Source organism: Mycolicibacterium mageritense (genome assembly GCF_010727475.1).
Taxonomy (GTDB): Bacteria; Actinomycetota; Actinomycetes; order Mycobacteriales; family Mycobacteriaceae; genus Mycobacterium; species Mycobacterium mageritense.
The window spans coordinates 4,052,117-4,077,581 of record NZ_AP022567.1; the positions used below are offsets into that span (position 1 = coordinate 4,052,117).

Annotated in this window: 27 protein-coding genes; 19 read left to right on the top strand and 8 right to left on the bottom strand. The window is 68.0% G+C overall.

The features are described from left to right. Positions 1 to 30 precede the first annotated feature (30 nt). Positions 31 to 1,413, bottom strand: coding sequence for a PucR family transcriptional regulator (locus tag G6N67_RS19545; RefSeq protein WP_081812420.1), 1,383 nt, complete (start codon positions 1,411 to 1,413; stop codon positions 31 to 33). A 165-nt stretch (positions 1,414 to 1,578) separates the two neighbouring features. Between G6N67_RS19545 and G6N67_RS19550 the strand changes: the two genes are divergently transcribed. Genes G6N67_RS19550 through G6N67_RS19570 form a run of 5 tightly spaced genes read left to right on the top strand, consistent with a single transcriptional unit; the run spans position 1,579 to position 6,324 of the window. Then, complete coding sequence (locus G6N67_RS19550; RefSeq protein ID WP_036429449.1) at positions 1,579 to 3,060, top strand: APC family permease; 1,482 nt, start codon at positions 1,579 to 1,581, stop codon at positions 3,058 to 3,060. After that, positions 3,053 to 3,745: an SDR family NAD(P)-dependent oxidoreductase gene (locus G6N67_RS19555; protein ID WP_036429448.1), complete on the top strand. Its 693-nt coding sequence runs from the start codon at positions 3,053 to 3,055 to the stop codon at positions 3,743 to 3,745. Before G6N67_RS19550 ends, G6N67_RS19555 begins: the two co-directional genes overlap by 8 nt. Continuing rightward, positions 3,742 to 4,503 carry an SDR family NAD(P)-dependent oxidoreductase gene (locus G6N67_RS19560; RefSeq protein ID WP_036429447.1) on the top strand — a complete coding sequence of 254 codons (762 nt, stop codon included), beginning with the start codon at positions 3,742 to 3,744 and terminating at the stop codon, positions 4,501 to 4,503. The genes G6N67_RS19555 and G6N67_RS19560 overlap by 4 nt, the downstream gene beginning before the upstream one ends. After that, a complete protein-coding gene (gene speB / locus G6N67_RS19565) occupies positions 4,500 to 5,489 on the top strand; it encodes an agmatinase (protein ID WP_179976736.1) in 990 nt (329 codons plus the stop codon). The genes G6N67_RS19560 and speB overlap by 4 nt, the downstream gene beginning before the upstream one ends. After that, positions 5,482 to 6,324, top strand: coding sequence for a polysaccharide deacetylase family protein (locus tag G6N67_RS19570; RefSeq protein WP_110798340.1), 843 nt, complete (start codon positions 5,482 to 5,484; stop codon positions 6,322 to 6,324). The genes speB and G6N67_RS19570 overlap by 8 nt, the downstream gene beginning before the upstream one ends. Here the strand turns inward: G6N67_RS19570 and G6N67_RS19575 are convergent, their stop codons facing one another. After that, on the bottom strand, positions 6,325 to 7,194 hold the full coding sequence (locus G6N67_RS19575; RefSeq protein ID WP_036429445.1) for an SDR family oxidoreductase: 870 nt from the start codon (positions 7,192 to 7,194) through the stop codon (positions 6,325 to 6,327). Positions 7,195 to 7,322: 128 nt separating this feature from the next. Here G6N67_RS19575 and G6N67_RS19580 point away from each other — a divergent pair, with 128 nt between their 5' ends. Together G6N67_RS19580 and G6N67_RS19585 are read left to right on the top strand one after the other, a co-directional pair. Further along, a complete protein-coding gene (locus G6N67_RS19580) occupies positions 7,323 to 7,847 on the top strand; it encodes a pyridoxamine 5'-phosphate oxidase family protein (RefSeq protein ID WP_036429444.1) in 525 nt (174 codons plus the stop codon). A gap of 228 nt (positions 7,848 to 8,075) precedes the next feature. Further along, positions 8,076 to 9,065 (top strand): TerC/Alx family metal homeostasis membrane protein, encoded by a 990-nt coding sequence (locus G6N67_RS19585; RefSeq protein WP_036429443.1) that lies wholly within the window; start codon positions 8,076 to 8,078, stop codon positions 9,063 to 9,065. 49 nt (positions 9,066 to 9,114) lie between these two features. On the opposite strand, the gene G6N67_RS19590 is transcribed toward G6N67_RS19585, so the two are convergent. Continuing rightward, complete coding sequence (locus G6N67_RS19590; protein ID WP_036429442.1) at positions 9,115 to 10,032, bottom strand: 1,4-dihydroxy-2-naphthoyl-CoA synthase; 918 nt, start codon at positions 10,030 to 10,032, stop codon at positions 9,115 to 9,117. A gap of 91 nt (positions 10,033 to 10,123) precedes the next feature. Between G6N67_RS19590 and G6N67_RS19595 the strand changes: the two genes are divergently transcribed. Next, positions 10,124 to 10,399 (top strand): hypothetical protein, encoded by a 276-nt coding sequence (locus tag G6N67_RS19595; protein WP_036434557.1) that lies wholly within the window; start codon positions 10,124 to 10,126, stop codon positions 10,397 to 10,399. A gap of 7 nt (positions 10,400 to 10,406) precedes the next feature. Here the strand turns inward: G6N67_RS19595 and G6N67_RS19600 are convergent, their stop codons facing one another. After that, positions 10,407 to 10,853, bottom strand: coding sequence for a nitroreductase family deazaflavin-dependent oxidoreductase (locus G6N67_RS19600; protein WP_110798339.1), 447 nt, complete (start codon positions 10,851 to 10,853; stop codon positions 10,407 to 10,409). A gap of 10 nt (positions 10,854 to 10,863) precedes the next feature. After that, positions 10,864 to 11,553: an HAD family hydrolase gene (locus tag G6N67_RS19605; RefSeq protein WP_036429439.1), complete on the bottom strand. Its 690-nt coding sequence runs from the start codon at positions 11,551 to 11,553 to the stop codon at positions 10,864 to 10,866. 136 nt (positions 11,554 to 11,689) lie between these two features. On the opposite strand from G6N67_RS19605, the gene G6N67_RS19610 reads away from it, so the two are divergent. Together G6N67_RS19610 and G6N67_RS19615 are read left to right on the top strand one after the other, a co-directional pair. Further along, entirely contained in the window at positions 11,690 to 12,478 is a 789-nt protein-coding gene (locus tag G6N67_RS19610) for a hypothetical protein (protein ID WP_131524568.1), read from the top strand. After that, a complete protein-coding gene (locus G6N67_RS19615) occupies positions 12,472 to 13,041 on the top strand; it encodes a hypothetical protein (RefSeq protein ID WP_036429436.1) in 570 nt (189 codons plus the stop codon). The genes G6N67_RS19610 and G6N67_RS19615 overlap by 7 nt, the downstream gene beginning before the upstream one ends. On the opposite strand, the gene G6N67_RS19620 is transcribed toward G6N67_RS19615, so the two are convergent. Further along, on the bottom strand, positions 13,025 to 14,275 hold the full coding sequence (locus tag G6N67_RS19620) for an RNA polymerase sigma factor (protein WP_179976737.1): 1,251 nt from the start codon (positions 14,273 to 14,275) through the stop codon (positions 13,025 to 13,027). The genes G6N67_RS19615 and G6N67_RS19620 overlap by 17 nt on opposite strands. Before the next feature lie 17 nt (positions 14,276 to 14,292). Further along, positions 14,293 to 15,894, bottom strand: a complete 1,602-nt coding sequence (gene fadD8 / locus G6N67_RS19625; RefSeq protein WP_036429434.1) for a fatty-acid--CoA ligase FadD8 — start codon at positions 15,892 to 15,894, stop codon at positions 14,293 to 14,295. A gap of 163 nt (positions 15,895 to 16,057) precedes the next feature. On the opposite strand from fadD8, the gene G6N67_RS19630 reads away from it, so the two are divergent. Beyond that, complete coding sequence (locus G6N67_RS19630) at positions 16,058 to 16,312, top strand: hypothetical protein (RefSeq protein WP_036429433.1); 255 nt, start codon at positions 16,058 to 16,060, stop codon at positions 16,310 to 16,312. A 52-nt stretch (positions 16,313 to 16,364) separates the two neighbouring features. Here G6N67_RS19630 and G6N67_RS19635 read toward each other — a convergent pair whose 3' ends face one another. After that, positions 16,365 to 16,823 carry a YciI family protein gene (locus G6N67_RS19635; protein WP_036429431.1) on the bottom strand — a complete coding sequence of 153 codons (459 nt, stop codon included), beginning with the start codon at positions 16,821 to 16,823 and terminating at the stop codon, positions 16,365 to 16,367. Positions 16,824 to 16,995: 172 nt separating this feature from the next. Between G6N67_RS19635 and G6N67_RS19640 the strand changes: the two genes are divergently transcribed. From G6N67_RS19640 to G6N67_RS19675, 8 genes are all read left to right on the top strand, one after another. After that, positions 16,996 to 18,174, top strand: a complete 1,179-nt coding sequence (locus tag G6N67_RS19640) for a PA2928 family protein (protein ID WP_051578488.1) — start codon at positions 16,996 to 16,998, stop codon at positions 18,172 to 18,174. A gap of 9 nt (positions 18,175 to 18,183) precedes the next feature. After that, entirely contained in the window at positions 18,184 to 19,797 is a 1,614-nt protein-coding gene (locus G6N67_RS19645) for an amidohydrolase (RefSeq protein WP_110798338.1), read from the top strand. A gap of 3 nt (positions 19,798 to 19,800) precedes the next feature. Further along, complete coding sequence (locus G6N67_RS19650) at positions 19,801 to 20,478, top strand: TetR/AcrR family transcriptional regulator (protein WP_036429429.1); 678 nt, start codon at positions 19,801 to 19,803, stop codon at positions 20,476 to 20,478. A gap of 148 nt (positions 20,479 to 20,626) precedes the next feature. Beyond that, a complete protein-coding gene (locus G6N67_RS19655) occupies positions 20,627 to 21,472 on the top strand; it encodes an ABC transporter substrate-binding protein (RefSeq protein WP_036429428.1) in 846 nt (281 codons plus the stop codon). Between the two features lie 15 nt (positions 21,473 to 21,487). Continuing rightward, a complete protein-coding gene (locus tag G6N67_RS19660; protein ID WP_036429427.1) occupies positions 21,488 to 22,276 on the top strand; it encodes an amino acid ABC transporter permease in 789 nt (262 codons plus the stop codon). Between the two features lie 21 nt (positions 22,277 to 22,297). Continuing rightward, on the top strand, positions 22,298 to 23,074 hold the full coding sequence (locus G6N67_RS19665) for an amino acid ABC transporter ATP-binding protein (protein ID WP_036429426.1): 777 nt from the start codon (positions 22,298 to 22,300) through the stop codon (positions 23,072 to 23,074). Between the two features lie 50 nt (positions 23,075 to 23,124). Beyond that, positions 23,125 to 24,717, top strand: coding sequence for a gamma-glutamyltransferase family protein (locus tag G6N67_RS19670; RefSeq protein ID WP_036429424.1), 1,593 nt, complete (start codon positions 23,125 to 23,127; stop codon positions 24,715 to 24,717). After that, a complete protein-coding gene (locus G6N67_RS19675) occupies positions 24,714 to 25,439 on the top strand; it encodes a YoaK family protein (RefSeq protein ID WP_230021298.1) in 726 nt (241 codons plus the stop codon). Before G6N67_RS19670 ends, G6N67_RS19675 begins: the two co-directional genes overlap by 4 nt. Positions 25,440 to 25,465: the final 26 nt, after the last annotated feature.

Genomic DNA, 25,465 nt, shown 5'->3' on the forward strand with positions numbered 1-25,465 from the left:
CGGTGTTCCGCTCGTGGCGCGACACGGTGATCAGTCCGCGCGGCCGGTCATGCGGCGGGCCCGGTCGCTGGCCCTCAGCCCGATCGCGAATGCCGCCTGGTCTTCGAACACGAGTGGGTTGCGCCCGGTGAGCTCGTGGATGCGGGACAGCCGGTGCCGCACGGTGTTGGTGTGCAGGAACAGTTCGCGCGCGGTGTCGACGAGGGAGCCGTTGGTGGCCAGGAACACTCGCAACGTGCGCACGTGCTGCGTTCCGCGCTCCTGGTCGATCTCGTCCAGCGGATCGATCAACTGGTTCTTGAACGGTGCGAGCCGGTTCAGCGGCAGGCCCTCCAGCAGGCTGTCGAACGTGCTCAGTTGATCGGGGCCGATGCTGCCGCCGTGCTGCTGGGCGAGGCCGAGTGCGATGCGCGCCTGCGTGATTGCCGAGCCGAGCTCAGCCAGCGGGCCCGGCGCCGAATGCCCCGACGGCAGCGACAGCTCGGCCGCGACGTCGGCCAGGCCGCTGGTTCCGTCGGTGACGACGAGGCACACCTCCGGCGCGTCACCCACCAGTGCGGCCGGGAAGGCCATCGACAGCAGTGCGCCCGCACCGGCCGGCCACGCCGAACACGCGACTTCACGCGTCGTCAGGCCAGGCCAGTCCAACAGTTGATTGAGCGCATCTGGCAGCAGCATTCGCCGTTCCACCAACGACAGCAACTGCCCGACGCGTTCGCGGGCCAGCGCGGCCTCGATGTCGCGTTCGCCCTGGGCGGCCTGGACGAACCGCACGATCACGTCGAGCACGGGTTTCTCGGGCGGTTCGCCGCTGCCCACCCACACCAGCGCACCCAGCCCGTCGACCGGCACCGCCAGGCCGCCAGGCTCGGTCGAGCCCTCGGGTTCGAGCAGGAAGTAGCAGCCGAGCACCTGACCGGCGCGGTCCAGCAACTCGCGCACCGACTCACGTCGGCGTTGCGACGAAAGCAATTCGGGGACAAGGGTGTTCGTTGCCCGCGCCACGGCGATCTCACCGCCGAACTGGAAGTCGGCGACGTAGCGGCTCACGGTCGCGAACGGGACGCTGGGCGGCGCTATCAACAGCGGCAGCTGGTTGCGGGCGCACGCCGCGACCAACGGACCGGGCACCGCGTCGTGCACGTCGCCGATGCCGAAGCACACGCCTGCCACACCCGCACCGCTCAGCGACGCGACGAAGGCCGACGAATCCTCGGCGGTCTGCAGGCTGATGCCCACCGTGCAGACCAGCTCGCCACCGCGCAGATAGCGGGACGGATCCCGCAACTCGGTGGTGTGCACCCAGCTGATCGGCCGGTCGAGGTCACCGGTGACGGTATCCGGGGTGAGCAGCCCCAGATTGGAGCCGAGCAGGTCACGCAGTGTCGGTGCGACATCGCTGCGGTCTGACACCGACCGAGCGTAACGCCGTCGTCACGTGTCTGCGGCCGGACCGTTGTTCGATCCTCCAATGCCGGGGGTGGGTGACGGTGGCTTCGCAGCGTCTTGCGCGGGAACCCTTGGCGCGGTGACGGCGGCGGCGTGATAGTTCGTCCAACCAAGTAAAGGGAGCACACCGTGTCCGAACCCGAGTCTTCACCCGACGAGTCGCACGTGCTGCGACGCGAATTCTCGCTATGGTCGGCGTTCGCGTTCGCCTTCGCGTTCATCTCGCCGATCGTCGCGCTCTACGGCATCTTCGGCCTCGCCCTTGCCGCGGCAGGCCCGAGTTTCTGGTGGGGTTTCGCGCTGGTTTTCGGCGGCCAGATGCTGGTCGCCCTGGTTTTCGCGATGCTGGTGTCGCGCTGGCCGCTGGAGGGTTCGATCTACCAATGGTCGCGCCGGCTGCTCGGCACGTCGTACGGCTGGTTCGCGGGCTGGGTGTACATGTGGACGCTGGTGATCGCGATGGCCACCGTCGCACTCGGCGCGGCGGGATTCGTCGCCAACATTGCAGGGGTGGAAGCACCGTCGGGTGGACTTCGTGCCGCCATCGCACTGGCGATCCTCATCGGCGGCACCGCGATCAACCTCGTGGGGCGCGGGGCCCTCAAGGTGTTCATGACCGCGAGCATCGTGGCCGAGGTGATCGGCTCGATCGGCCTGGGCACGTGGCTGCTGCTGTTCCACCGGCAGAACTCGTTGTCGGTGTTGTTCGACGGCGGTGGTGGTGCTGCGGACACCTGGTCGTACCTGACCGGGCCGTTCCTGATCGCCGTGGCGTTCATCGGGTTCTCGTTCGTGGGCTTCGAAAGTGCCGGGGCCATCGCGGAAGAGGTGCACGAACCACGGCGCTATCTGCCGAAGGCCGTGCTGTTCTCGCTGACCTTCATCGCGCTGGTGGTCGCGTATTCGAGCCTGGCGATCATCCTGGCGATCCCGGACCTGGACGCGGTCGTGGCCGGCTCGGTGGCCGACCCGGTGTACGAAACCCTCACGGCCGCACTGGGACACGGTATCGCCAAGCCGGTCGAGGTGTTGTTCGTCATCGGCTTCCTGGCCAGTTTCCTGGCCTTGCAGACCTCCGCGTCACGCGTGATCTGGGCCTACGCGCGCGACGGTGCGCTGCCGTCCTCGGCGGTGCTGTCGCGGCTGCGCGGCAAGGCCCGCATCCCTGTCGTGGCGATCCTCGTCACCACAGTGGTTGGCGGCGCCCTGTTCCTGCTGAGCACCGTCGCGGGCGACATCTACTCGCTCATGGTCAATTTCACCACCGGCGGGTTCTATCTGGCGTTCCTGTTCCCGCTGATCGGGTTCGTCGTCGTGCTGGCGCGGCGGGCGTGGACCGACGGCGCGTTCACGCTCGGCCGCGCGACGGTTCCGGTGGCCGTGGTGGCCGCCGTCTGGGCGGTCCTGCAGATGCTCAACATCTCCTGGCCCCGTGCGGTGTACGACCAGCGGTATCTGGACTGGTCGGTGTGGATCGGAGTGGCGGTCGTCGTCGCGGTCGGTTTGGCGATCCTGATGTCGGTGCGGCACCGCATCGTCAGTGTCGCGGTGATCGACGACCTCGAGGCCACCGACGAGCGGGACGACGACAAGGTGGTTGCCGGTGAGTGAGGTCGCGATCGTCACGGGCGGTGCGAGCGGGATCGGCGCCGCGGTCGTGGCGGCACTGCGCAGGCGCGGGTATGTGGTCGGCGCGCTGGACCTCAGCGGCCGGGCCGACGCCGACCATGTTGTGGCGGTGGACGTTTCGGATGGACCCGCGGTGGCCGCCGCGGTCGCCGAGATGCGTTCACGGCTCGGCCCGGTCGGAGCGCTGGTGACCTCGGCGGGCCATTACGAGATGGTGCCGGTCTCCGACATCTCCGCGCAGGCGTGGCGCCGGATGCTGCGTGTGCACCTCGGCGGGCTCGCCAACGCCACGCGGGCCTGCCTGCCGGACATGCTCGAGCGCCGGTCGGGCGCGGTTGTGGCGGTGGCTAGTGAGCTCGCCGTCGGCGGTGCCGACCAGGACGCCCATTACGCCGCGGCCAAGGGCGCGATCCTCGGGCTGGTGCGTAGCCTGGCGGCCGAGGTCGCCGACCGGGGCGTGCGCGTCAACGCCGTGGCGCCCGGGCCCACCGACACCCCGCTGCTGGCGGCCGATTCACCGTGGCGGGAGGCGGATTACCTGCGGACGCTACCGCTGGGCCGGCTCGCGTCGCCGGCCGAGGTGGCGCGCTGCGTCGAGTTCCTGGTGTGCGACGCGACGTTCAGCACCGGCGACGTCGTCAACGTGAATTCGGGAGCCGTGATATGAGCGCACTGCAAGGGCGGGTCGCACTGGTCACCGGTGCGGCGCAGGGCATGGGTGCCGCGCACGCGCGCCGGTTGGCCGCGGCGGGAGCAACCGTGGCGGTCAACGACATTCGCGCAAGCGAGGCGCTTGACGGCCTGGCCCGTGAGATCGGCGGACTGACCGCGCCGGGCGACGTGTCGGACCCCGAGGTGTGTACGCGGATCGCCGCCGACGTCGCGGCCGCGACGGGACGGCTCGACATCCTGGTAGCCAATCACGCCTACATGACCATGGCGCCGCTGCTCGAACACGACGAGCAGGACTGGTGGCGCGTCGTCGACACCAACCTCGGTGGCACGTTCCATCTGGTCCAGGCGGTGCTGCCGCACATGCGCAGGCAGGGCCAGGGCCGCATCGTGGTGATCACGAGTGAATGGGGTGTGACCGGCTGGCCGGGGGCAACCGCGTACGCGGCAGCGAAATCCGGGCTGATCTCGTTGGTGAAGTCGCTGGGCCGCGAGTTGGCGCCCGAACGGATCATCGTCAACGCGGTCGCGCCCGGTGTGACCGACACGCCGCAGCTGCACGTCGACGCCGAGGCCGCGGGTGTCGCACTGGCCGACATGCAGGCGCGCTACGCCGAGTCGATTCCGTTGGGCCGCATCGGTTCTCCCGACGAGATCGCCGCGGCCGTGGAGTTGCTGGCCGATTTCGGGCTGGAAGCCGTGGTCGGACAGGTGATCTCGTGCAACGGCGGATCCACCAGGACCAGGGCATGACGGAAGGGGAGCAGGTGACGAGCCAGCCGTACGTACGGTCGGCGACGGGCAAGGTCGGGCAGGTCGACGCGAGGGCGGTGCCGCGGTATGCGGGCATCGCGACGTTCGCGCGGCTGCCGCAGCGGCACGAAGTCGACGACCACGACATCGCGGTCGTGGGCGTGCCGTTCGACAGCGGCGTCACCTACCGGCCGGGTGCCCGGTTCGGCCCGGCCGCGATCCGGCAGGCCTCCCGGCTGCTCAAGCCGTATCACCCGGCGCTCGACGTGGCGCCGTTCGCCGCCGCGCAGGTGGTCGATGCCGGCGACATCTCGGCCAACCCGTTCGACATCGGTGAGGCCGTCGACCAGATTCGGACCGGGGTCGCAGGCCTGCTGACCAGGCCCGAACAACGCGTCGTGTTGCTCGGCGGGGACCACACCATCGCGCTGCCTGCGTTGCAGGCCGTGCACGGCGTGCATGGCCCCGTCGCGCTCGTGCATTTCGACGCTCACCTCGACACGTGGGGCCCCTATTTCGGCGCCCCGTGCACGCACGGCACCCCGTTTCGGCTTGCCGCAGAGCAGGGCCTGCTGGTCAAAGACCGCTCGGCGCACATCGGGATCCGCGGCTCGCTCTACGACCGGCAGGATCTGCTCGACGACGAATCGCTCGGGTTCACGATCGTGCACTGCCGCGACATCGACCGGATCGGTGTGGACGGTGTCATCCACCGGATCTGGCAGCGGGTCGGCGATCATCCGGTGTACGTGTCGATCGACGTCGACGTCATGGATCCCGCGTTCGCGCCGGGCACCGGGACGCCGGAGATCGGCGGTATGACCAGCCGCGAGCTGGTGGCGATCCTGCGGGCCATGCGGGGTCTGCAGATCGTGGGCGCCGACGTCGTCGAGGTTGCGCCGGCCTACGACAACGGTGAGGTCACCGCGGTGGCCGCGGCCAATCTCGCGTACGAACTCGTTACGCTGATGGCTGATGATGCCTGAATTGCGTTGGCCTTCCGGGAAATCTGCCGCCGCGGCGTTCACGTTCGATGTGGATGCCGAATCCGCCGTGCTGTGGGGCAACGAGGGCGCCGCGGCACGGATGAGCGTGATGTCACACCAGGCCTACGGGCCGCTCGTCGGGGTGCCGCGCATCCTCGACCTGCTGGAGCGTCATCAGATCGCCTCGACGTTCTTCGTGCCGGGCCACACCGCGCACCGCTATCCCGACGTGGTCCGCAGCATCGTGGCCGCGGGCCACGAGATCGCCCACCACGGCTATCTGCACGAACAGCCGACCGCGCTGACCCTGGAGCAGGAGATCGAGGCGCTGGACCGGGGTTTGGCGGCGCTGGCCGAGGTGGCGGGGGTGCGGCCCGCGGGTTATCGCGCACCGATGTGGGATCTGTCCTGGCACACGCCGGCCCTGCTGGCCGAGCGGGGTTTTCTGTACGACTCCAGCCTGATGGATGCCGACGCGCCCTACGAACTCGCGGTGGGGGATGGCTCGCTCGTCGAGATCCCGATTCAATGGGCGCTCGACGACTGGGAGCAGTACTGCTATCTGCCCGACATCGCCGGTTCCGGCCTGATCGAGAGCCCGCGCAAGGCCCGCGAACTGTGGCAGCTGGAGTTCGACGCGCTGCGCGGCCGGGGTGCGTGCTGGGTCTTGACCAATCACCCGTTCCTGTCCGGAAGGGCTTCCCGCGCAGCTGAACTCGACGATCTGATGCGCTACGTGCTTGGGCACACCGACGTGTGGACCACGAGCCTCGGCGCGATCGCCGAGCATGTCCGATCGCTGGGGCTCACGCCGCGCAGCATCACCCGGCCGTGATCAGGATGGTTGCACGCGTTGGCGTTTCATCAAGGCGTCGACGAGGCCGGGCGCCACGCTGTTGAGCGCCTTGGCCGTCACCGCCATCCGCGGTGCGATCTGTACGGGCCGGGTGCGGGCGGCCGTGATCATCCAGTCCGCGGCCTCTTCCGCGGACAGGCCGGGCAGCCCGTCGTACGCCCGTGTCGGGGCGATCATCGGGGTTTTCACGAGCGGGTAATACAGCGTCGTCGAGTGCACACCTTGTGCGGCCCATTCGGTTTCGATGACACGGCTGACGGCGGACAGCGCGGCCTTCGACGCGTTGTACACCGCGAACAGTGGCGACGACTCGTTCATCACACCCCAGGTCGCGACGTTGATGATGTGCCCGTCGCCGCGTTCGCGCATGCCGGGTGCGAGGCCGCGGATCAGCCGAAGCGGTGCGTAGTAGTTGAGCGTCATGGTGCGTTCGACGTCGTGCCAGCGGTCCAGCGATTCGGCCAGCGGGCGCCGGATCGACCGCCCCGCGTTGTTGACCAGGATGTCGACGCCGCCGAGATCCTGCTCCACCTCGGCCACCAGCGCGTCGACCGCGTCCAGGTCGGAAAGGTCGACGGCGCGCGCCCGCGCATCGCCGCCGGCATGGCTGATCCGTTCGACAAGGTCGTCGAGCAGTTCCTGGCGGCGGGCCACCGCGACGACCCTGGCGCCGCGCGCGGCGAACTTCTCCGCGGCGGCCTCACCGATGCCCGACGATGCACCCGTCAGCAAGATGCGCTTGCCGGTGAGGTCGATGTCGCCGCGGGCCTGCAGCCGTTCGGTCAGTGGGGGACGCATGCTGGTCAGCAACAGCTGGTCGGACAGCCGGCGCAGCGGGCTCTTGCTCATGAGCTGAGTTTAGGAGTCCTACCTTTTTCTCCGGCGAGCAGACGCGGCGGTACCCCACAACGCGCCAGTCGGGGTACCTCGGCGTCTGCTCGCGATGAGTTGGTGACGGCGAGGCAGTCGGTACGGATATGACGATCACGGGCAAGCTCGACCAGCGCTTCAGCGAGGCGACCGAACCGACCGAGTGGGACGGCGTCGCGGCCGTGCTCGATACCGCCGAGCTGTACTGGTTGACCACCGTGCGCGCCGACGGGCGTCCGCACGTCACACCCTTGGTCGGGGTGTGGGTCGACGACTCGTTCGTGTTCTGCACCGGGCCGGCCGAACAGAAGGCGCGCAACCTGCGGTCCGGCGCAGCCGTCGTCGTCACGACCGGAACCAACACGTGGAATGCGGGTGTCGACGTGGTCATCGAGGGCTCGGCGGTCCGCGTCACGGGTGCCGCGACGCTGACCGGCCTGGCCGACGCCTACCGGGCCAAGTATGGCGACGACTGGGATTTCGATTGCAACGCCGAGGTTTTCGACCCGGCCGGCACGGCCGCCCTGGTGTTTCGGGTGGTCCCGGACAAGGTGCTGGCCTTCGCGAAATCGCCGCACGGTCAGACCCGGTTCCGCTTCCCGCCGAGCGGCGAACCTGGCAGTCGACTGTGAAAAACCTGGGAGGGTAAGCGGCGCAACGGATATCGCAGCCACCCCTGCCGATGACAAGGGTTGCATCGACGGGCTATAGTTCTCGACGTTCGTGGAGGGGAGTATTCCTCGCGCGGCATCGTCGTCATCACGGAAGGCCCATGGCCGACCCGGCGGTGCCGGTCCCGGCCAAGGCCGTGGGCGGAAGAGACCTCCGGATCGCTGCCCTGTGCCGTCCGGAGGTTGATCGTGGTTTCTGTTGTCTCGCCGCTCGTTTGGGCTGTCACCGTCGTCGTGTTGCTCGCGATCATGGTCCTCGACCTCACGGTGATCGCACGCCGCCAACGCACCGTGACCACCAAGGACGCGCTGCGGTGGGTGCTGGTCTACATCGGGCTGGCCGCTATCTTCGCCGTGGGCCTGTTCGTATTCCTGCCGGGGTCGGCAGGGCAGGAGTTCGTCGCGGGCTACATCACGGAATACAGCCTCAGCGTGGACAACCTGTTCGTGTTCATGATCATCATGGCGCGCTTCGCGGTGCCTGCCCTCGCGCAGGACAAGGTGCTCTACATCGGCATCGTGCTGTCGCTGGTGTTCCGCGCGGCGTTCATCTTCGCGGGCGCCGCGGCGATCGCGGCCGCGAGCTGGGTGTTCTACATCCTCGGCGGCTTCCTGGTTTACACCGCCATCCAGTTGGCGCTCGAGGACTCCGACGACGAGCCCGAGTTCCAGGACAACGCGGTGGTGCGGTTCCTGTCCCGGGTTCTGCCGCTCAGCGACGACTATGCCGGCCGCAAGCTCGTCACGCGGGTCGGAAAACGCCGCATGCTCACCCCGCTGGTGATCGTCATCGCGGCCATCGGCATGGCCAACGTCGTGTTCGCCTTGGATTCGATCCCGGCGATCTTCGGCCTCACCGACGACGCGTACATCATCTTCACCGCCAACGCCCTGGCCTTGATGGGCCTGCGGCAGCTGTACTTCCTGATCGGCGGCCTGCTGGAGAAGGTGGTGTACCTCAGCAAGGGGCTGGCCGTCATCCTCGGCTTCATCGGCGTCAAGCTCATCATCGAAGCGCTGCACGGATCGCATCTCGACGAGTTCGGATCGTTCCACCTGCCCGAGATCGGCACCGTGACATCGCTGCTGTTCATCGTCGCGACGCTGGCCACCACCACCGTGATCAGCCTGCTCAAGACCAGCCGGGATGCCCGCCGCGCCGTGGCCGAAGCCGAGTGATTTGTGTGCGTCCACCGGCGGTCAGCACCGGTGAACGCACGCAAATCACTCAGAAGTAGCGCGGGAAACCGCTCCAGTCCGGATCGCGCTTCTGCAGGAAGGCGTCGCGGCCCTCCACGGCCTCGTCGGTCATGTACGCCAAACGTGTTGCCTCACCGGCGAATACCTGCTGACCCACCAGACCGTCGTCGATCAGGTTGAACGAGAACTTGAGCATGCGGATCGCCTGCGGTGACTTGCCGTTGATCTCGGCGGCCCACTGCAGCCCGACCTTCTCCAGGTCCACGTGGTCGACGACCTCGTTGACCGCACCCATCTGGTACATGGTGTCGGCGTCGTAGGCCCGGCCCAGGAAGAAGATCTCGCGCGCGAACTTCTGCCCGGTCTGCCGGGCGAGGTACGCGCTGCCGAACCCGCCGTCGAAGCTGCCCACATCGGCGTCGGTCTGCTTGAACCGCGCGTGTTCGCGGCTGGCCAAGGTCAGGTCGCACGTCACGTGCAGGCTGTGCCCGCCGCCGGCGGCCCAGCCGTTCACCAGACAGATCACCACCTTGGGCATGAACCGGATGAGCCGCTGCACCTCGAGGACGTGCAGTCGACCCGCGCGGGCCGCATCGACAGTGTCCGCGGTGTCCCCGGACGCGTACTGGTATCCCGTGCGGCCCCGGATGCGCTGATCCCCGCCCGAGCAGAACGCCCAGCCGCCGTCCTTGGGCGACGGCCCGTTGCCGGTCAGCAGGATCACGCCCACGTCCGGCGACATGCGGGCATGGTCGAGCACGCGGTACAACTCGTCGACGGTGTGCGGCCGGAACGCGTTGCGTACCTCGGGCCGATCGAACGCCACCCGGACCGTCGGCTGCTTGGCGTCGTCGGTGACATGGCGGTGGTAGGTGATGTCGGTCAGATCGTCGAAACCGGCCACGGGTTCCCAGACCGCCGGATCGAACGGGTTCTCAGCACTCACCTGCTCGACTGTAGAGCGGGGTTTCGCCGAGACCGACCACGGGTATGGAACCGGGGCGGTGCACGTGGCACCACTGACACGGAGGGACATGATGAAGCGCTCGGCAAGGCTGTTGTTCTCGGGTTTGGCGGCAGGTGCGGTACTCGTGGGATGCTCCCCGGCAGTCACAGGTGGTGACACCAAGTGCAAGGACTTCATCGGTCAGGACGAGAAGACCCAGAACGACGCGGTGGCCAAGATGCTGAAGGACGAGAAGGGCACGGACGCCGCCCAGCTGGAGATCACCGGTACGCGCCTCGCGGTGCAGACGTTCTGTCAGACCGCGGGCAAGCAGGACAGCAAGATCAAGGAGGCGCCGCACCTCTGAGCGGGCACTAGACCGGGTCTAGGCGGAACACCGGGCAGCGCCCGGCGAGTGCTTCGAACTCGTCGGCGTTCGGCCCGGTGACCAGCCCGGCATTCTTCATGAAGCCCACACCCGTCGGCACGAGGGTGGGGAACTGGCGCAGCAGCGGGCGGGCCTGCTCGGCGGGGATCTCGACCATCTGCACCTGCTGGGTGCGGCGCCCCTGATGCACGGTCGCGGTGCCCGCGGCGCGGGCGTTGGCCGCCCAGTCGGAGCCCGGCAGGCCGCCGACGACGTAGCGATGGCCGTCGACGACCATCGGGGTGACGGGGGTGGACCGGGGCTTGCCGCTCTTGCGGCCGGTCACCGTGAGCACCACCGGGCCCTTGTCGCCGCCGACGCCGAGCTTGTTGAGCCCGATCATCACCTTGTTGACGTACTTGAGCCACCACGGCGGCCGGATACGTTCAGCCATGGCCACCAGCCTAGGTCGAAATGCCAAGCGGCGTCAGGGCCGCGACGAGCCCTTCGGTCCGTTCGGTGGTGGGCAGCGGGTCGACGAGCGCGAACCGGCAACCGACGGCCAGTGCACCGCCGTCGGCCTCTTCGCTGTCGCCGACCATGAGTGCATCGGCCGGGGCAACTCCCAGCTTGTCCAGCGCCGCGGTGAAGATTGCGGGATCGGGTTTGACCGCGCCCACTTCGAAGGACAGCACGAACTCGTCGACATCGACGGCGGCGCCGATCGCCTCGAACGCGGGCCGCACGTCGAACGCGATGTTGGACACGACCGCGGTCTTGATGCCTTGACGCTTAAGGCTTTTCAGCACTCGCGCGGTGTCCGGATAGGCGGTCCAGCTGGCCGGGTCGATCACCCGGTCGTACAGCGACTCGGCGTGATGGTCGGCGAGCCCCGATTCGCGCAGCACGTGCAGATAGGCCTCGCGGTGCAGATGCGGTGCCAGATCCCGGTTGACCCACGCGTCGTACTGTTCGTCGGTCATCTCCACCGAGCGTCCGGTCGGCGCGGTGAGCCGACGCATCAGTTCGGCCTGCACGTGCCCGTCGACCGCCCGCTCGTCGACGGCGATACCGGCGAACCAGCTTTCATCCTCTTCCAGACGGAACAGCGTTCCGGAGAAATCGAACAACACCGCTTTGACCATGACTGCCATCGTGCCAGCACCGGCCCGGTTGGCGGTTCGGGGAACCCTTGGCGTCACTTCAGCGAATTCTGTGTGCGGCGGGCATACTGCTCGATCAGGATGGCTTGATCGGGGCCGGGCTGCGGCATCCAGGGGAGGTCGTGCAGTGTCGAACCCACATCAGCAGTGGCAACCGCAAGCGCCGCAGCCCGGGCCGTATCAGCCCGGTTCGGACGCGACGGGGCAATCTCAGCAATATCCGTCGGATCCCAGGTTCCAAGGGCCGCCGCAGCCGTACCCGCCCGACCCGCAGCACTACGGCGTGCCTGTGCCCTGGGGTGGTTACGGTCCGCCACAACCGGTGCGGCGCGCCCCGGCCTTCGACCTCACGAAGGTCGCCGCGGCGATCGTGGTGATCGCGGGGTTGGCGGCGTTTGTCGCGTCGCTGTTCGCGCTCTACAGCGTGACCGTCACGCCGGCTGCGGCCAATGTGCCCAACAACGACGCGCCGCCCGGGCAGATCGAGGTGGGCATCGGGTTCTACGACATCGTGCCGTTCGCGCCGCCCATTGTGGCCGAGGCGATTCCGACGCTCATGGTGCTGGCCGCGCTGACAGCGGCGCACGTGTTGTTCGGCGGTTCGCGGAGCACGGGCGCGCTCTCGGCGGTGTTCGCCGGGACGGCCACGCTGCTCAGCGTCATGCTGGCGATCGCGAATCCGCTGCCCGCGGTGGAACTCGACGGTCAGATGGCCGACAAGCTGAACGAGGAGCTCAGCGGCCAGTCGCTCGGCGATCTGATCGATTCGGTGGTAGCGGTCGGTCCCGGCGCAGGCCTGATCGTGGCTCTCGTGTTCGCGCTGATCGGGTGGATCGCCGCGGCGGTCATGGTGTTTCGCCGGCCACCGCCCGCCGCGCAGCAGCTGCCTGCGCCGAACATGGCGCCCCGGTGGTGAATTCGCATGGTCCCGGCGGCGTCGGCAGGCTGCTGGGCGCGCTGGTCGGCGTGGTCGCGCTCGGCGGGTTGTTCGCGACGCTGCTGCCCGCGTGGGCGCTGACGGTGTCGCCCAGCGATTACGGGTCCGGCTCCTACGATCTCGACGAGGCCAAGCTGGAGTTGCTCAGTGCCGGCATCAAACTCGACGTGGGGTTCTACGACTGGATCGCGTCGTCGGCTCCCGCGGTGGCGGCCGTGCCGATGGCGCTGGCAGTTGTGGCCGCGGTCGCGCTCACGACGACGTTGCGTGGGCCGGACCGGACCTTGTGGGGCGTCGCGGCCGGCTTTGCGTTGTCCGCGTTGGTCATCGTGCTCGCGACCGCACTGCGCCCGGCCTCCCGCCGGGAGGTCACTGGCCCGCTGGCGCGCGAATTCGACGCGGGCACCGGGCCGGGGTCCGACCTGGGCGTGGGCGTCGGGCCCGGGCTGGTGGTGTCGGGCATCGTGTTGCTCGCAGTCTGTGCGCTGGCCGGGTGGCAGTACTTCGCGACGCGCCGCACGGATGTCAGCGGGCCGCTCTAGCCTTGTCGGCCAGCACTTCCCGCTCGCGTTCGTTGTCGGTGAGCGCCGCCGCGCGCTCGAACTCCGTGGCGGCTTCGGTGTGGCGCCCGAGCCGCGCCAGCAGCTCGCCGCGCACACTCGGCAGCAGGTAGGAGTTCTCCAGCCCGGTCAGCCCGTCGACGATCGTCAGCGCCTCGGCCGGCCCGGAGTTCATGGCCACCGCGACGGCCCGGTTCAACTGCACGACGGGCGACGGTGCGATCTGCAGCAGCGCGTCGTAGATCGACACGATGCGGTTCCAGTCGGTGTCGGCCGCCGTGGGCGCGACGGCGTGGCACTCGGCGAGCGCGGCCTGCAGCGCGTACGGCCCCCAGCCTGAACCCCGTTGCCGCCGAGCGTCTTCGGCGCGTTGCAGGGCGGCGACGCCACGCTGGATCTGGGCGCGGTCCCACCGGGCCCGGTTCTGGTCCTCCAGCAGGATCGGCCTTCCGTCGGCCTGCGTGCGGGCGGCGAACCGCGACGCCTGCAACTCCATCAGCGCCACCAGACCGTGCACCTCGGGCTCGTCCGGCACGAGCGCGGCCAGCACGCGACCCAATCGCAAAGCCTCGGCACACAATTCGTCGCGAATCCAGCGCTGCCCGAACGACGCCGAATAGCCCTCGTTGTAGATGAGGTAGATGACCGACAGCACTGCCGACAGGCGCTGCGGATACTCTTCGCGCGGCGGCACTTCGAACGGGGCGTTGGCGTCGGCCAGAGTCTTCTTGGCCCGGGTGATGCGCGCGGCCATGGTCGCCTTCGAGGTCAGGAATGCCCTGGCGATCTCGTCGGTACCGAGACCGCCGACCATCCGCAACGTCAACGCGATCTGCGACTCCCGCGACAGCGCCGGGTGCGCGGCGATGAAGATCAGGCGCAGCACGTCGTCGTCGATGCGATCCGGATCCCACGCCTCGTCCACGTGCTCGGCGAGTTCGCGCGCCAGCACCGCGTACTTGGCATCCAGGTTCTCCTGGCGGCGCCAATGGTCGATGGCCTTGCGTTTGGCCACCGTCGTGAGCCAGGCACCCGCATTGCGCGGAACGCCCGACGCCGGCCACTGCGTCAACGCGTCCAGCAGCGCTTCCTGGGCCAGATCCTCCGCGAGCCCGAGGTCGCCGACCGCACGCGTCAGCGTGGCCACGATCTTGGCGGCCTCCATGCGCCACACCGCGTCGAGCGTCTCGCGGAGGTCGGCGTTCACCCCACCCATTGTGCTCGGCAGCGAGGCTAGCCCACAGCGCGTGCCGCGCCCTCCCAGAACTGGGCCCGCACGGCCTTCTTGTCGGGCTTGCCGAGCGCGGTCACGGGCACCGAGTCGACCACGACCACCTGCTTGGGCGATTGCACGGAGCCCTTGCGTTCCTTGACGGCGGCCTGGATCTCGGCGGTCACCTTGGCGACGGCATCGTCGTCGGAGGGAACGTCGGGCCGTAGCACGATCACGGCGGTCACCGCCTCGCCCCACTTCTCGTCCGGGGTGCCGATCACACACACCTGGGCCACCGAAGGATGCTCGGCCACAACGTCTTCGACCTCCCGCGGGAACACGTTGAACCCGCCGGTGACGATCATGTCCTTGACCCGGTCGACGATGAACCAATAGCCATCCTCGTCCTCGCGCGCCATGTCGCCGGTGCGCAGCCAACCGTCCTTGAAGGTCTCGGCGGTCGCCTCGGGCAGTTTCCAGTAGCCGCCCGCCAACAGCGGACCGGACACACAGATCTCCCCGACCTCACCGCGCGGCACCGGGTTGCCCTCGGGATCCAGCAGCGCGGTCCGCGCGAACAGCGTGGGCCTGCCGCACGACGTCAACCGTTTCTCGTCGTGGTCCCTCTTGCCGAGGTACGAGATCACCATCGGCGCCTCGGACTGGCCGTAGTACTGCGCGAAGATCGGCCCGAATCGCTTGAGGGCCTCGGCCAGCCGCACCGGATTCATCGCCGAGGCACCGTAATACACGGTCTCCAGCGACGAGAGGTCGCGCGTGTGGGAATCCGGGTGGTCCATCAGCGCGTAGATCATCGACGGCACGAGCATGGTCGCGGTGATGCGGCGCTCCTCGATCACGCGCAGCACCTCGGCCGGGTCGAACTTGGGCAGCACGATCATCTCGCCGCCCTTGACGATGGTCGGCACGAAGAACGCCGCACCGGCATGCGACAGCGGCGTGCACATCAGGAAGCGGGGGTTCTCGGGCCACTCCCACTCGGCGAGCTGGATCGTGGTCATGGTGGTGATCGACCGCACGGTGCCCATGACCCCCTTGGGCTTGCCCGTGGTGCCACCCGTGTAGGTCAGCCCACCGATGTGATCGGGCGGCAGCTCGGCGGCGACCAGCGGGACGGGTGAGTACTTGGCGGCCTCGGCCACCAGGTCGGTCGCCACGCCCTCAAGGGCCGACGGCACCGGGCCGATGGTCAGCACCTGCCGCAGCGACGGCACCTTCTCGAGCAGTCCGAGTGCCCGTTCGACGAACGCGGGGGTCGGATCGATGATCAACGTCGACACCTCGGCGTCGGTCAGAACGTAGGCGTGATCGTCGAGAGAACCGAGAGGGTGTAGTGCCGTGCGGCGATAGCCCTGGGTCTGGCCGGCGCCGATGATCATCAGCACTTCGGGCCGGTTCAGCGACAGCAGCCCGACACCGACCCCGGTGCCCGCCCCGAGCGCCTCGAACGCCTGAATGTACTGGCTGATGCGGTCGGCGAGCTCTCCGCCGGTGAGCGTGGTCTCACCCAGGAATAGCACCGGTTTGTCTTTGTTGCGTTTAAGTGCGCCCACTGTGAGGTGGCCGGAGTGGATCGGATGGTGCAGTAACGCATCACTCATGACCAACAGACTAGAACGTGTTCCAGTCGTGGTGGAGGCGATCCCACGTCGCGGTCGCAGCAGCGGGCCGCAGTGCCGGGCGGTGGGGTAGTGCGCTACTCGCGTTTTCGCAGGTGAGCGTTCCTACGCTGCTAATCAGCACGTCGCGAGAGGAGGAAGGGACATGACAAATACACAGTGGAAGACGATCGCTCCGCTTCCCGCGGCGCTGTTCGTGGCGTTCGGCGCACTGGGTGCCGCGGCGGTCACCGTCGCCACACCCGAGTCGCCCGACGCACCGCAGCTCGGGGCGCGGTGCCTGTTCGACGACAACCTGTACGGGCACAGCATCGTGCCGCCGGCAAACGGCACCTATCGGCAGGGGCTGTCGTCCATTCGCTTCGCGAGCCCGGAGCTCGGAGGCTACTGCCACCTGTGAGGCAACGGCCGTCCCCGGCGGGTGAGGGACCGCCGGGGACCGAGTCGGCGCCTCAGCGGTTGGCGGCCTTGCGGGCCTCGACGGCGATCTTCTCGGCGAGGTCGGCCCGCCATTGGATCTCCTTCTGGATCCACTCGTTGTCCTGCGGAAACTCGTCGGTCTCCGCGACGCGACGCACCTCGAGCTTGACGCCGGGGCCCAGCGGGCATTTGCGTGCCCACTGCTTGGCTTCTTCCTTCGACGACACGTCGAGCATCCAGAACCCGTTGAACAGCTCCTTGGCCTCGGTGTATGGGCCGTCGGTGACGACGGGCGGGTCGGCGTTGAAGTCCACCACGAAGCCCTCGTCCGGGCCGGTCAGGCCCTCGCCGGCCAGCATGACACCGGCCTTGATCAGCTCCTCGTTGTAGCGGCCCATCGCCGCGATGATCTCGTTGAAGTCGATGTCCTGCTCCGCCATGGCGGCCTCGGCTTCGGGGGTGGACCGCATGATCAGCATGTAGCGCGACATTGTTGTCTCCTTCGGTTGGGTGGAAGGGGCCCATTCATTCTTGTTCAGGGTGTCCCTCGCATAGGCGTCGAACGGCGCCCCGCGAAAATCGACATGACGCCCGAAAAATTTTGGGAAGTTTTTGAATCCGCAGGCCAGGGGATCCTTAGAGCCGCTCGATAGATGTGGATTCATGATCGACGGCGCGCAACCGAAGGTTCCGTTGTGGCGTGTCGGCGCGACGCTGGTGCTCGTGGTCGGGATGCTGGCCGGCGTCTTCGCCGCCACCCGGTTCGCCAGCCGCCCCATGGTCAGCGTGGGGCCCGTCGTCGGCTACGCGACCGTGCAGGGCCGCGATACCGTGCTGGTCGCGTACGGGCGGACCGGCGGGACGATCGGCGCGCCGTTCGGCTCCAACGACACCTGGCAGGAACGCGTGGCCGCGGTGTCGCTGGACAGCGGCGAGCTGTTGTGGGACGTCCAGCTGCATGGCACGCAGGGGTGGGAGCGTGGCGTGCTCGCGGTGGCCGACGGGCTCGCATACGTCGCGAGCGACCGAGGATTGTCGGTGGTCCGGGTCGACGACGGCAGCGTCGTCGTACCGGCTCTCGGTGACGGCGCCTACGTCGAGTCCTTCAACGGTTACAACGTCGATCCGCGGATCAATGCCGTTGTCGCGCTGACAGATTCCGGTGAGGTGGAGGCAGTCCCGTTGGGCACGACGGACCTCGCGGCGGTCACCGATGACATCGCCGACGCCTGGCGCACCACACTGGTCGCCAAGGCGTCCGCGACGGCGGACGCGGATTTCGGCGTCATCCACGTCGATCCGGCCGCCATGCCGCGCGGCATGGAGCTGCCGGGCGGCGACGTCATCTCGGTGCCCAAGCCCTACCAGTCGCCCGATCCGCAGTTGATGCGTGGCGGGAGAGTGCTCGCGCGGCTCGACGGCCTCACCAAGAGAGAGCTGGTGTACGAGGTCGTGCGCACCCCGGCCGCGCTCGCCACGCCCGCGCAGCTCAAGGAGGGCACCGACATGTTCAGCCACTACCACTCGTCGGCTGTCCCGCTCGGCATCGACCATGGTGTGGCGTTGGTGCGGGGTGAACCCATCGACCACCCAGGCGTCGAGGAGCTGCGACTGTTCGACATCGATACGGGCGACACCCTCGCGGTGGTCGATCACCTCGACGGGTTCGTCCGCGCCACCGCTACTCCGAGCGGCGCGATTCTGGTGATCGGCGCCGAGGAGGGCAGCGGTCTGGACAACGACCGGCTGATCGTCGTGCACCCGGACGGCCGGACCACCCGAACCCAGATCGGCGATACGGATTTCTGGGGACGCACCCGGGCGAACGTCACCACGCCTTAGCATCCGGGTGTGAGCGCAGCCGATCTCGTCATGTACGGAACCGTCCTGACCGTCGACGACACGCAACCCACCGCCGAAGCGCTCGCAGTGTCGGACGGGCGCATCGTCGCCGTCGGGAGCCGTGCCGACGTGCAGGGCTGGGTCGGCCCGGATACCGAGGTGCGCGAGATCGACGGCTGTGTCATGCCGGGATTCGTTGAGGCACATGGCCACCCGCTGATGGAGGCCGTCGCGGTGTCGGACCGCATCGTCGACATCCGGCCGGTGACGTTGGCCACCGCGGACCAGGTGCTCGACGCGATCCATGCCGAGGTGGCCAAACGTGGTGCGTCCGGTGCCTACCTCAACGGGTGGGATCCGCTGCTGCAGAACGGTCTGCCCGAGCCCACGCTGGCCTGGCTCGACGGCGTCGCGCCCGATACCCCGCTGGTCATCGTGCACAACTCGGGACACAAGGCCTACTTCAATTCCGCCGCGGCGGCCTCTGCCGGGCTGAGCCGGGACACCCCGGATCCCAAGGGCGCGCTGTACGGCCGCGACGCCAACGGAGACCTGGACGGTACGGCCGAGGAGACCGGCGCGGTGTTTCCGCTTCTGGGCGGGGCCATCTCGGTCAACGACTATCCGGCGATGCTGCAGGCCGAGTGCGCCCGGCTGAACCGGGCGGGCCTCACGACGTGCTCGGAGATGGCGTTCGATCCGATGTTCCGGCCGCTGCTCGCGCAGTTGCACGACACGTTGACCGTGCGGTTGCGCACCTACGAGATGTCCACGGCCGCGCTGCACACCGACGCCAGCCCGTTCGAGGGCGACGACGTGGTGCGCCAGGTCGGTATCAAGATCTGGGTCGACGGTTCGCCGTGGGTCGGCAACATCGACCTCACGTTTCCGTACCTTGACACCGAGGCCACCCGCACGATCGGCGTGGTGCCCGGATCGTGCGGGCACGCCAACTACACCAAGGAGCAGCTCGCCGAGATCGTCGGAACGTTCTTCCCACAGGGCTGGCAGATGGCCTGCCATGTGCACGGCGACGCCGGTGTCGACACCATCCTCGACGTCTACGAGGACGCGCTGAAACGCCACCCCCGCGACGACCATCGGCTACGGCTCGAACACGTCGGCGCCATCACGCCCGAACAGTTGCAGCGCGCCCACGATCTCGGCGTCACGTGCAGCCTGTTCGTCGACCAGATCCACTACTGGGGTGACATCTTGGTCGACGGGTTGTTCGGGCCCGAGCGCGGCGAGCGGTGGATGCCCGCAGGGTCCGCGGTTGCCACGGGCATGCGGATCTCGCTGCACAACGACCCGCCTGTCACACCGGAAGAGCCGCTGCGCAACATCAGCGTCGCGGTCACCCGTACCGCACCCAGCGGCCGCGTGCTCGGTCCGGAGCAGCGGCTGACCGTCGAGCAGGCGATCCGGGCGCAGACCATCGATTCGGCGTGGCAGTTGTTCTCCGACAACGTGATCGGCTCACTCGAGGTGGGCAAGTACGCCGATCTGGTGGTGCTGTCGGCCGACCCGCGCACCGTCGACCCCGAGGCCATCGCGGGCCTGGAGGTGCGGGCCACGTACCTGGCGGGCCGACAGGTCTATGCGGGCGTGTGCCACAGTTGAGCTGTGAAATACGGGCAGGATTGGCAACCGAGAGCGGTTGACTGGTCGTCGACGCGTGGCCGCATCCTGCTCGCGGCGTCGGTCCTGTTCGCGCAGCGTGGCTACTTCGGAACCTCGACGCGGGACATCGCCGATGCCGTGCAGATCCGTCAACCGTCGCTGTTTCACCATTTCCAGGCCAAACACGAGATCTTCCGGATGTTGGTGGAACTCGATCTCGGGCCGTCGATCGACCGGATGAAGCACAGGCTCGTCGAGCAGTCGAGCTGGGCCGAGAAACTGCATCTCGGGATCGCGTGCGACGTCCTGGAGAGCCTGGCGCAACCGTTCGATGCACGCGGCCTGTATCACGACGCGGTCCTCGCGCTCGACGAATTCGAGGCCGAGCGCGAGGGCATCGCACTCTTTCACGATCAGGTCGAGAGCCTCGTCGCGGGTGGCCGCGACGCTGGTGAATTCGTGTCGTTCGAACCGAGCTTCGTGCTCCGTGCGATCAACGGCATGCTGTTCGAGACGTTGCGCGAGCAAGGCGGCCCGTCGGGGCGGGTGCGGCGCGAAAGACCCTTGCAGTCAGCTGATTTCGTCGTCCGCTCGCTTCTCGTCGATCAGTCGCGGCTCGATGACATCCGGGCCGTCACGCGCGGGCGGCTGCGCGACCTCGAACCTGCAGGCACCAACTGACTCCCCGCTCGCCGGCGTGACATCTGCGTTAACGGTGTAACGAGTTTCGTCAAACTCTTCCCTATCGATCGATAGTGCCCTATCGTTCGATAGGCACCGCGGGTGTGATCTGACCAACACTCATGCCGGTAGACCCTTGGGAGGAACGTTGAAGAAAACCCTGATCACCGGGTTGGCCGGGGTGGCTCTGATGGCGTCGGCCGCTTGTTCGTCGTCGAACTCGTCGACGCCGGAGCCCAGCGGCCCCGCCAAAGTTGCCCCGCCTGCCATCCTGCAGGCAGGCACGCTCAAGATCTGCGCACCCAACGACGGCACACCGCCCAGCGTCTACCACGACGAGACGGGTGAACTTGTGGGCAGCGAGGTGGATCTCGGCAAGGCGCTGGCCGCCGAGATGGGCCTCAAACCGCAGTTCGTGGAATCCGCCTTCGCGGCGGTGATCCCGACCCTGCAGGCCAAGCAGTGCGACGTGATCATGGCGCAGCTCTACATCAAGCCCGAACGTGAGGCCGTCGTCGACTTCGTCCCATATGTGTACTCCGGGACGGCAATTGCGGTGTCCAAGGACAAACCGGCCGCCATCACCGGGATGGATGACAGCCTGTGCGGCAAGAAGGTCATGGTGGCGGTCGGGACGACGGCCGAGGCGTTGTCGCAGGAGCAATCCGACAAGTGCGCTGCCGCAGGCAAACCCACGGTGGACATCAACCGCAACAACCACGCCGACGTGTCCCTGCAGCAGGTGCAGAACGGGCAGGTCGACGCCTACCTCGACACCGCGGAGACGCTCGGGTACTACGCGACCAAGACCGGCGCCAAGATCCAGATGGCCGGCCAGCCGTTCGGAACCATCAAGATCGGCGCGGCAACCTTGAAGGGCAACAAGGCATTACACGATGCCATCGCGACAGCGTTGAGTGCCCTCGAGGCGGACGGCACCTACGGCAAGCTCCTCGACCAGTGGGGTCAGGCCGACCTCAGCATCCAGAAGTAGCCCCGAGGTCCGAACGTGAACTTCGATTGGCAGTTCTTCTGGAAGTCGCTCTTCGCGCCCAGCGAGGCGTTTCTCGACGGCTTGGTGCTCACCATCGTCATCTCGGTCGTGGCGATGGTCCTGGCGACCGTGCTGGGCCTGGTGCTCGCCCTGATGCGGCGGTCGCAGTTCGCCGCGGTGCGCTGGTGTGCCAGCGTGTACATCTGGGTGATCCGTGGTACGCCGCTGCTGGTGCAGTTGGTCATCATCTACACGGGCCTGGCGGCCGTCGGGTTGTACCAATTCCATGACGTGTCTGTCGTCGGCCTCTCGGTGAAAGCCGCCGTGCAGGCAGCGATCATCGGTCTGATGGTCAACGAGAGCGCCTACATCGCCGAGATCATCAGGGCTGGGCTGGATTCCGTGCCCAAGGGGCAGTTCGAAGCCGCGGCATCGTTGGGTATGACTCCCGTGAAACTGATGCGGTGGATCATCGTCCCGCAGTCGCTTCGCGTGATGGTCCCGCCCCTGGGTAATTCGTTCAACGGCATGATGAAGACCACGTCGGTGCTGTCGGTGATCGGAGTCAGCGAGATGTTTCTGGTCACCCAGGCAATCAGCTCGTCGACATTCCACACATTCGAGATATTCATCGTGGCCGCGATCTATTACCTTGCGCTGACCACGATCTGGACCTTCATCCAGGCCTGGATCGAGAACCGGTTGGCCCGCCAGCTCGGCATCGAAGCGCGAGTGCCGATCACCCAACGTCTCCTCGGCGCCCGCAGGGCGACCATGAACCCCACGCTGCAGTCGCAGGCGTGAGCGCGAGGTCAAGGAAACCCCATGAGTGACAACAACACCGATCCCACGCAGCCGATCGTCTCGGTGCGCGACGCGTGCTGCACGCTCGGCGGCCGACGCGTGCTCGACAACGTCAACCTCGATGTCGACCGGGGGCAGGTCGTGGTCCTGATCGGCCCGTCTGGAGCGGGCAAGACGACGCTGCTGCGCTCGCTCAACCACCTCGAGGAACTGGAGAGCGGCGAGGTGCGTGTCGCCGGGCAGTCGATCGCCCACGACGAGGGTGGCGGCCGGATCGGCAAGACCGAACTGGCCCGCAGACGGCGCGAGATCGGCTTCGTGTTCCAGCATTTCAACCTGTTTCCGCACATGACCGCGTTGGAGAACGTGTGGAACGCGCCGGTGCGCGTGTTGGGCCAGCCCAAAGACAAAGCACGCGAGGACGCCCGGGCGTTGCTGCGACGAGTGGGACTGGGCGACAAGGGAGAATCTCGGCCCAGCCAACTGTCCGGCGGCCAGCAGCAGCGCGTGGCGATCGCCCGTGCGCTTGCCATGCGCCCCAAGGTCATGCTGTTCGACGAACCCACCAGTGCGCTCGACGTCGAGATGGTGGGCGAGGTGCTCGAAGTGATGCGCGAGCTCGCACGCGACGCGATGACCATGGTGGTGGTGACCCACGAGATGCGGTTCGCCCGGGACGTCGCCGACCGCATCATCGTCATGGACGCGGGCCGCATCATCGAGGACGCGCCGCCCGACGAACTCTTCTCCAGCCCGAAGAACGCGCGGACCAAGGCCTTCCTGTCCACGATCCACTGACCGACCGGTCTTCCGATACCGACACATCCTCACGAGGGGGTAGATCAGGCGTGCCCACGACCAACGGCTCAGCCCCGTTCACCGGCGCCATCGCGACACCGCACGTCTTGGCGACCGAGGCCGCGACGGCCGCATTCCGTGACGGCGGCACCGCGATCGACGCCGCGATCGCCGCGGCCGCGGTGTTGACCGTCGTCTATCCGCACAACGTCGCGCTGGGCGGAGACCTGATCGCCCTGGTGCGAACGCCGGACGGTGCGGTCGTGTGCGTCAACGCCTCGGGATGGGCGGGCGCGGGCGCCGACGTCGAAACGATGCGCGCCAGACACGGTGCGGAACTGCCGGTTCGGGGAGCCGACACGGTCACGGTTCCTGGCGGGGTGCGCGGATGGGATATGCTCCGCAGCTTCGGAAGTCGGTTGCCCTGGGCCCGCCTGCTGGGCGCGGCCGAGCGGGCCGCCGCCGTCGGCGTACCGGTTTCCGAATCGCTCAGGCGCCACCTCGCAGACCCCGAAAACGATGATCTGCACGGCATTCCGGACTTCGACAGCGTGTTCGGTCCGCTGCTGCGCGGGGAACCGTTGCGGCAGCCGGCACTGGCCGCGACGTTGCGGACGCTGGCCGACGCCGGACCCGATGAGTTCTACACCGGCGGGCTCGCGGCTCGCAGCGTGCAGTATCTGCGCTCGCACGGTTCGGTGCTCGACGCCGCCGACTTCGCCGACTTCCGGCCTGAGGTCACCGAACCCATCTCGCTGGATTTCCGCGGCCTGACCGTGCTGACCAGCCCGCCGAACACACACGGCTTCATGATGCTGCGGGCGTTGAACGCGATCGACCGACTCGGCATCGAGTCCCCGCTCGGCGCGGGCGCAGGCACCGTGATGAGGGTGTTCCATCACGGCAACCGCTTGCGCTCCACGCTTCTGGCCGACCCGCGCATGGCTGCGGTGGACGTGTCGGCGCTGGTGTACGACAGCCCCCGGGCCGCGGCGCCGCTCGCGGAAACGGCGCAGGCGGTGCGGGTGCCGCGCGGTGACACCGTCGGCATCGCCGCGGCCGACGGCGACGGTTTCGCGGTATCCCTGATCCAAAGCGTGTACCACGCATTCGGTTCCGGGCTGGTCGACCCGCAGAGCGGCATCCTGTTCCACGATCGGGGCACGAGCTTCTCGCTGAATCCGCGGTCGCCGAACGTGCTCGGCGCCAGGAAGCGTCCGCTGCACACCTTGATGCCTGTGATGACCACACGCGACGGTGCCATCCGCCATGTTCTCGCGACCATGGGCGGGCAGGGGCAACCACAGATCCTCACGCAGGTGCTGCTGCGCATGGTGGCCGGCGCGACACCCGCGGACGCGATCGCGGCGCCACGCGCCGTGGTCGGCCCGCAGGAGGCCGGATGCACGGACGACTCGGTGGTCGTCGAGACGGGGATCGATACGGCCGCCATGTCATCGCTCGTCGCGTCGGGTCTCGGGGTGGTCGAGGTGCCCAGGCACACCGAGGGGCTGGGGCAGGCCAACGTGGTGGCGGTGGGGCGTGACGGCCAGATGTCTGCGGCATCGGACCCGCGCGCGGACGGTTCCGGCGTGGTGGCGCAATACCCGCGCCACCGTCGAGTGGCCCAGGCTGCCACGTGAGTGTGCAAGCAGCCGAAGCCGTTCCGTTGCGGCATCGGCATCTGCACGTGTGGCTCATGCTCGCGCTGACGGTCGTGACCGGAATGCTCGACGCCGTCGGCTATCTGGGGCTCGACCGCGTCTTCACGGGCAACATGACCGGCAACGTGGTGATCCTCGGCATGGGCCTCGCCGCCGAGGAAGGCCTTCCGGTGGCCGGGCCGCTGATCGCGCTCATGGGGTACGTCGTGGGTGCGGCCGTCGGCGGCAGGCTCGTCCGCGGCCGGTCCCGCGGCTGGAGCCGCATCGTCACCGCGGTCGTCGGGAGCAACGCCGCGGTGCTCGCGGGCATCGCGACGATCCTGCTGGCGGTTCCCGGCTCGGCCCGTTCGACGGGCGGCGTCGCGACGGCGGCGACCATCGCGGTCGTGATGGGTGCCCAGGCGTCCGTGGCGCGGTTCCTCGCCGTGACCGATCTGACCACCGTCGTGGTGACGTCGACCATCACGTCGTATGCCGGGGAGACGTTGTTTGCGGGCGGCCTGAGCTGGTTCACGCATCGGCGACTGTGGGCGGTCGTCGCCATCTTCGTGGGTGCGCTCGGCGGAGGCCTGATGATGAAACTGCACATGAGTGTCCCGGTGTATGCGGCGGCCGTCGTGACCGCTGCCACGGCCGCGGTCGGACACCGCCGCTGGGAGCGCGGTGTGGCGGGTGGGCCGGTTTATCCGAAAGCCGGTTGACGCTCGGCGGGACGTGGCACGCTCAC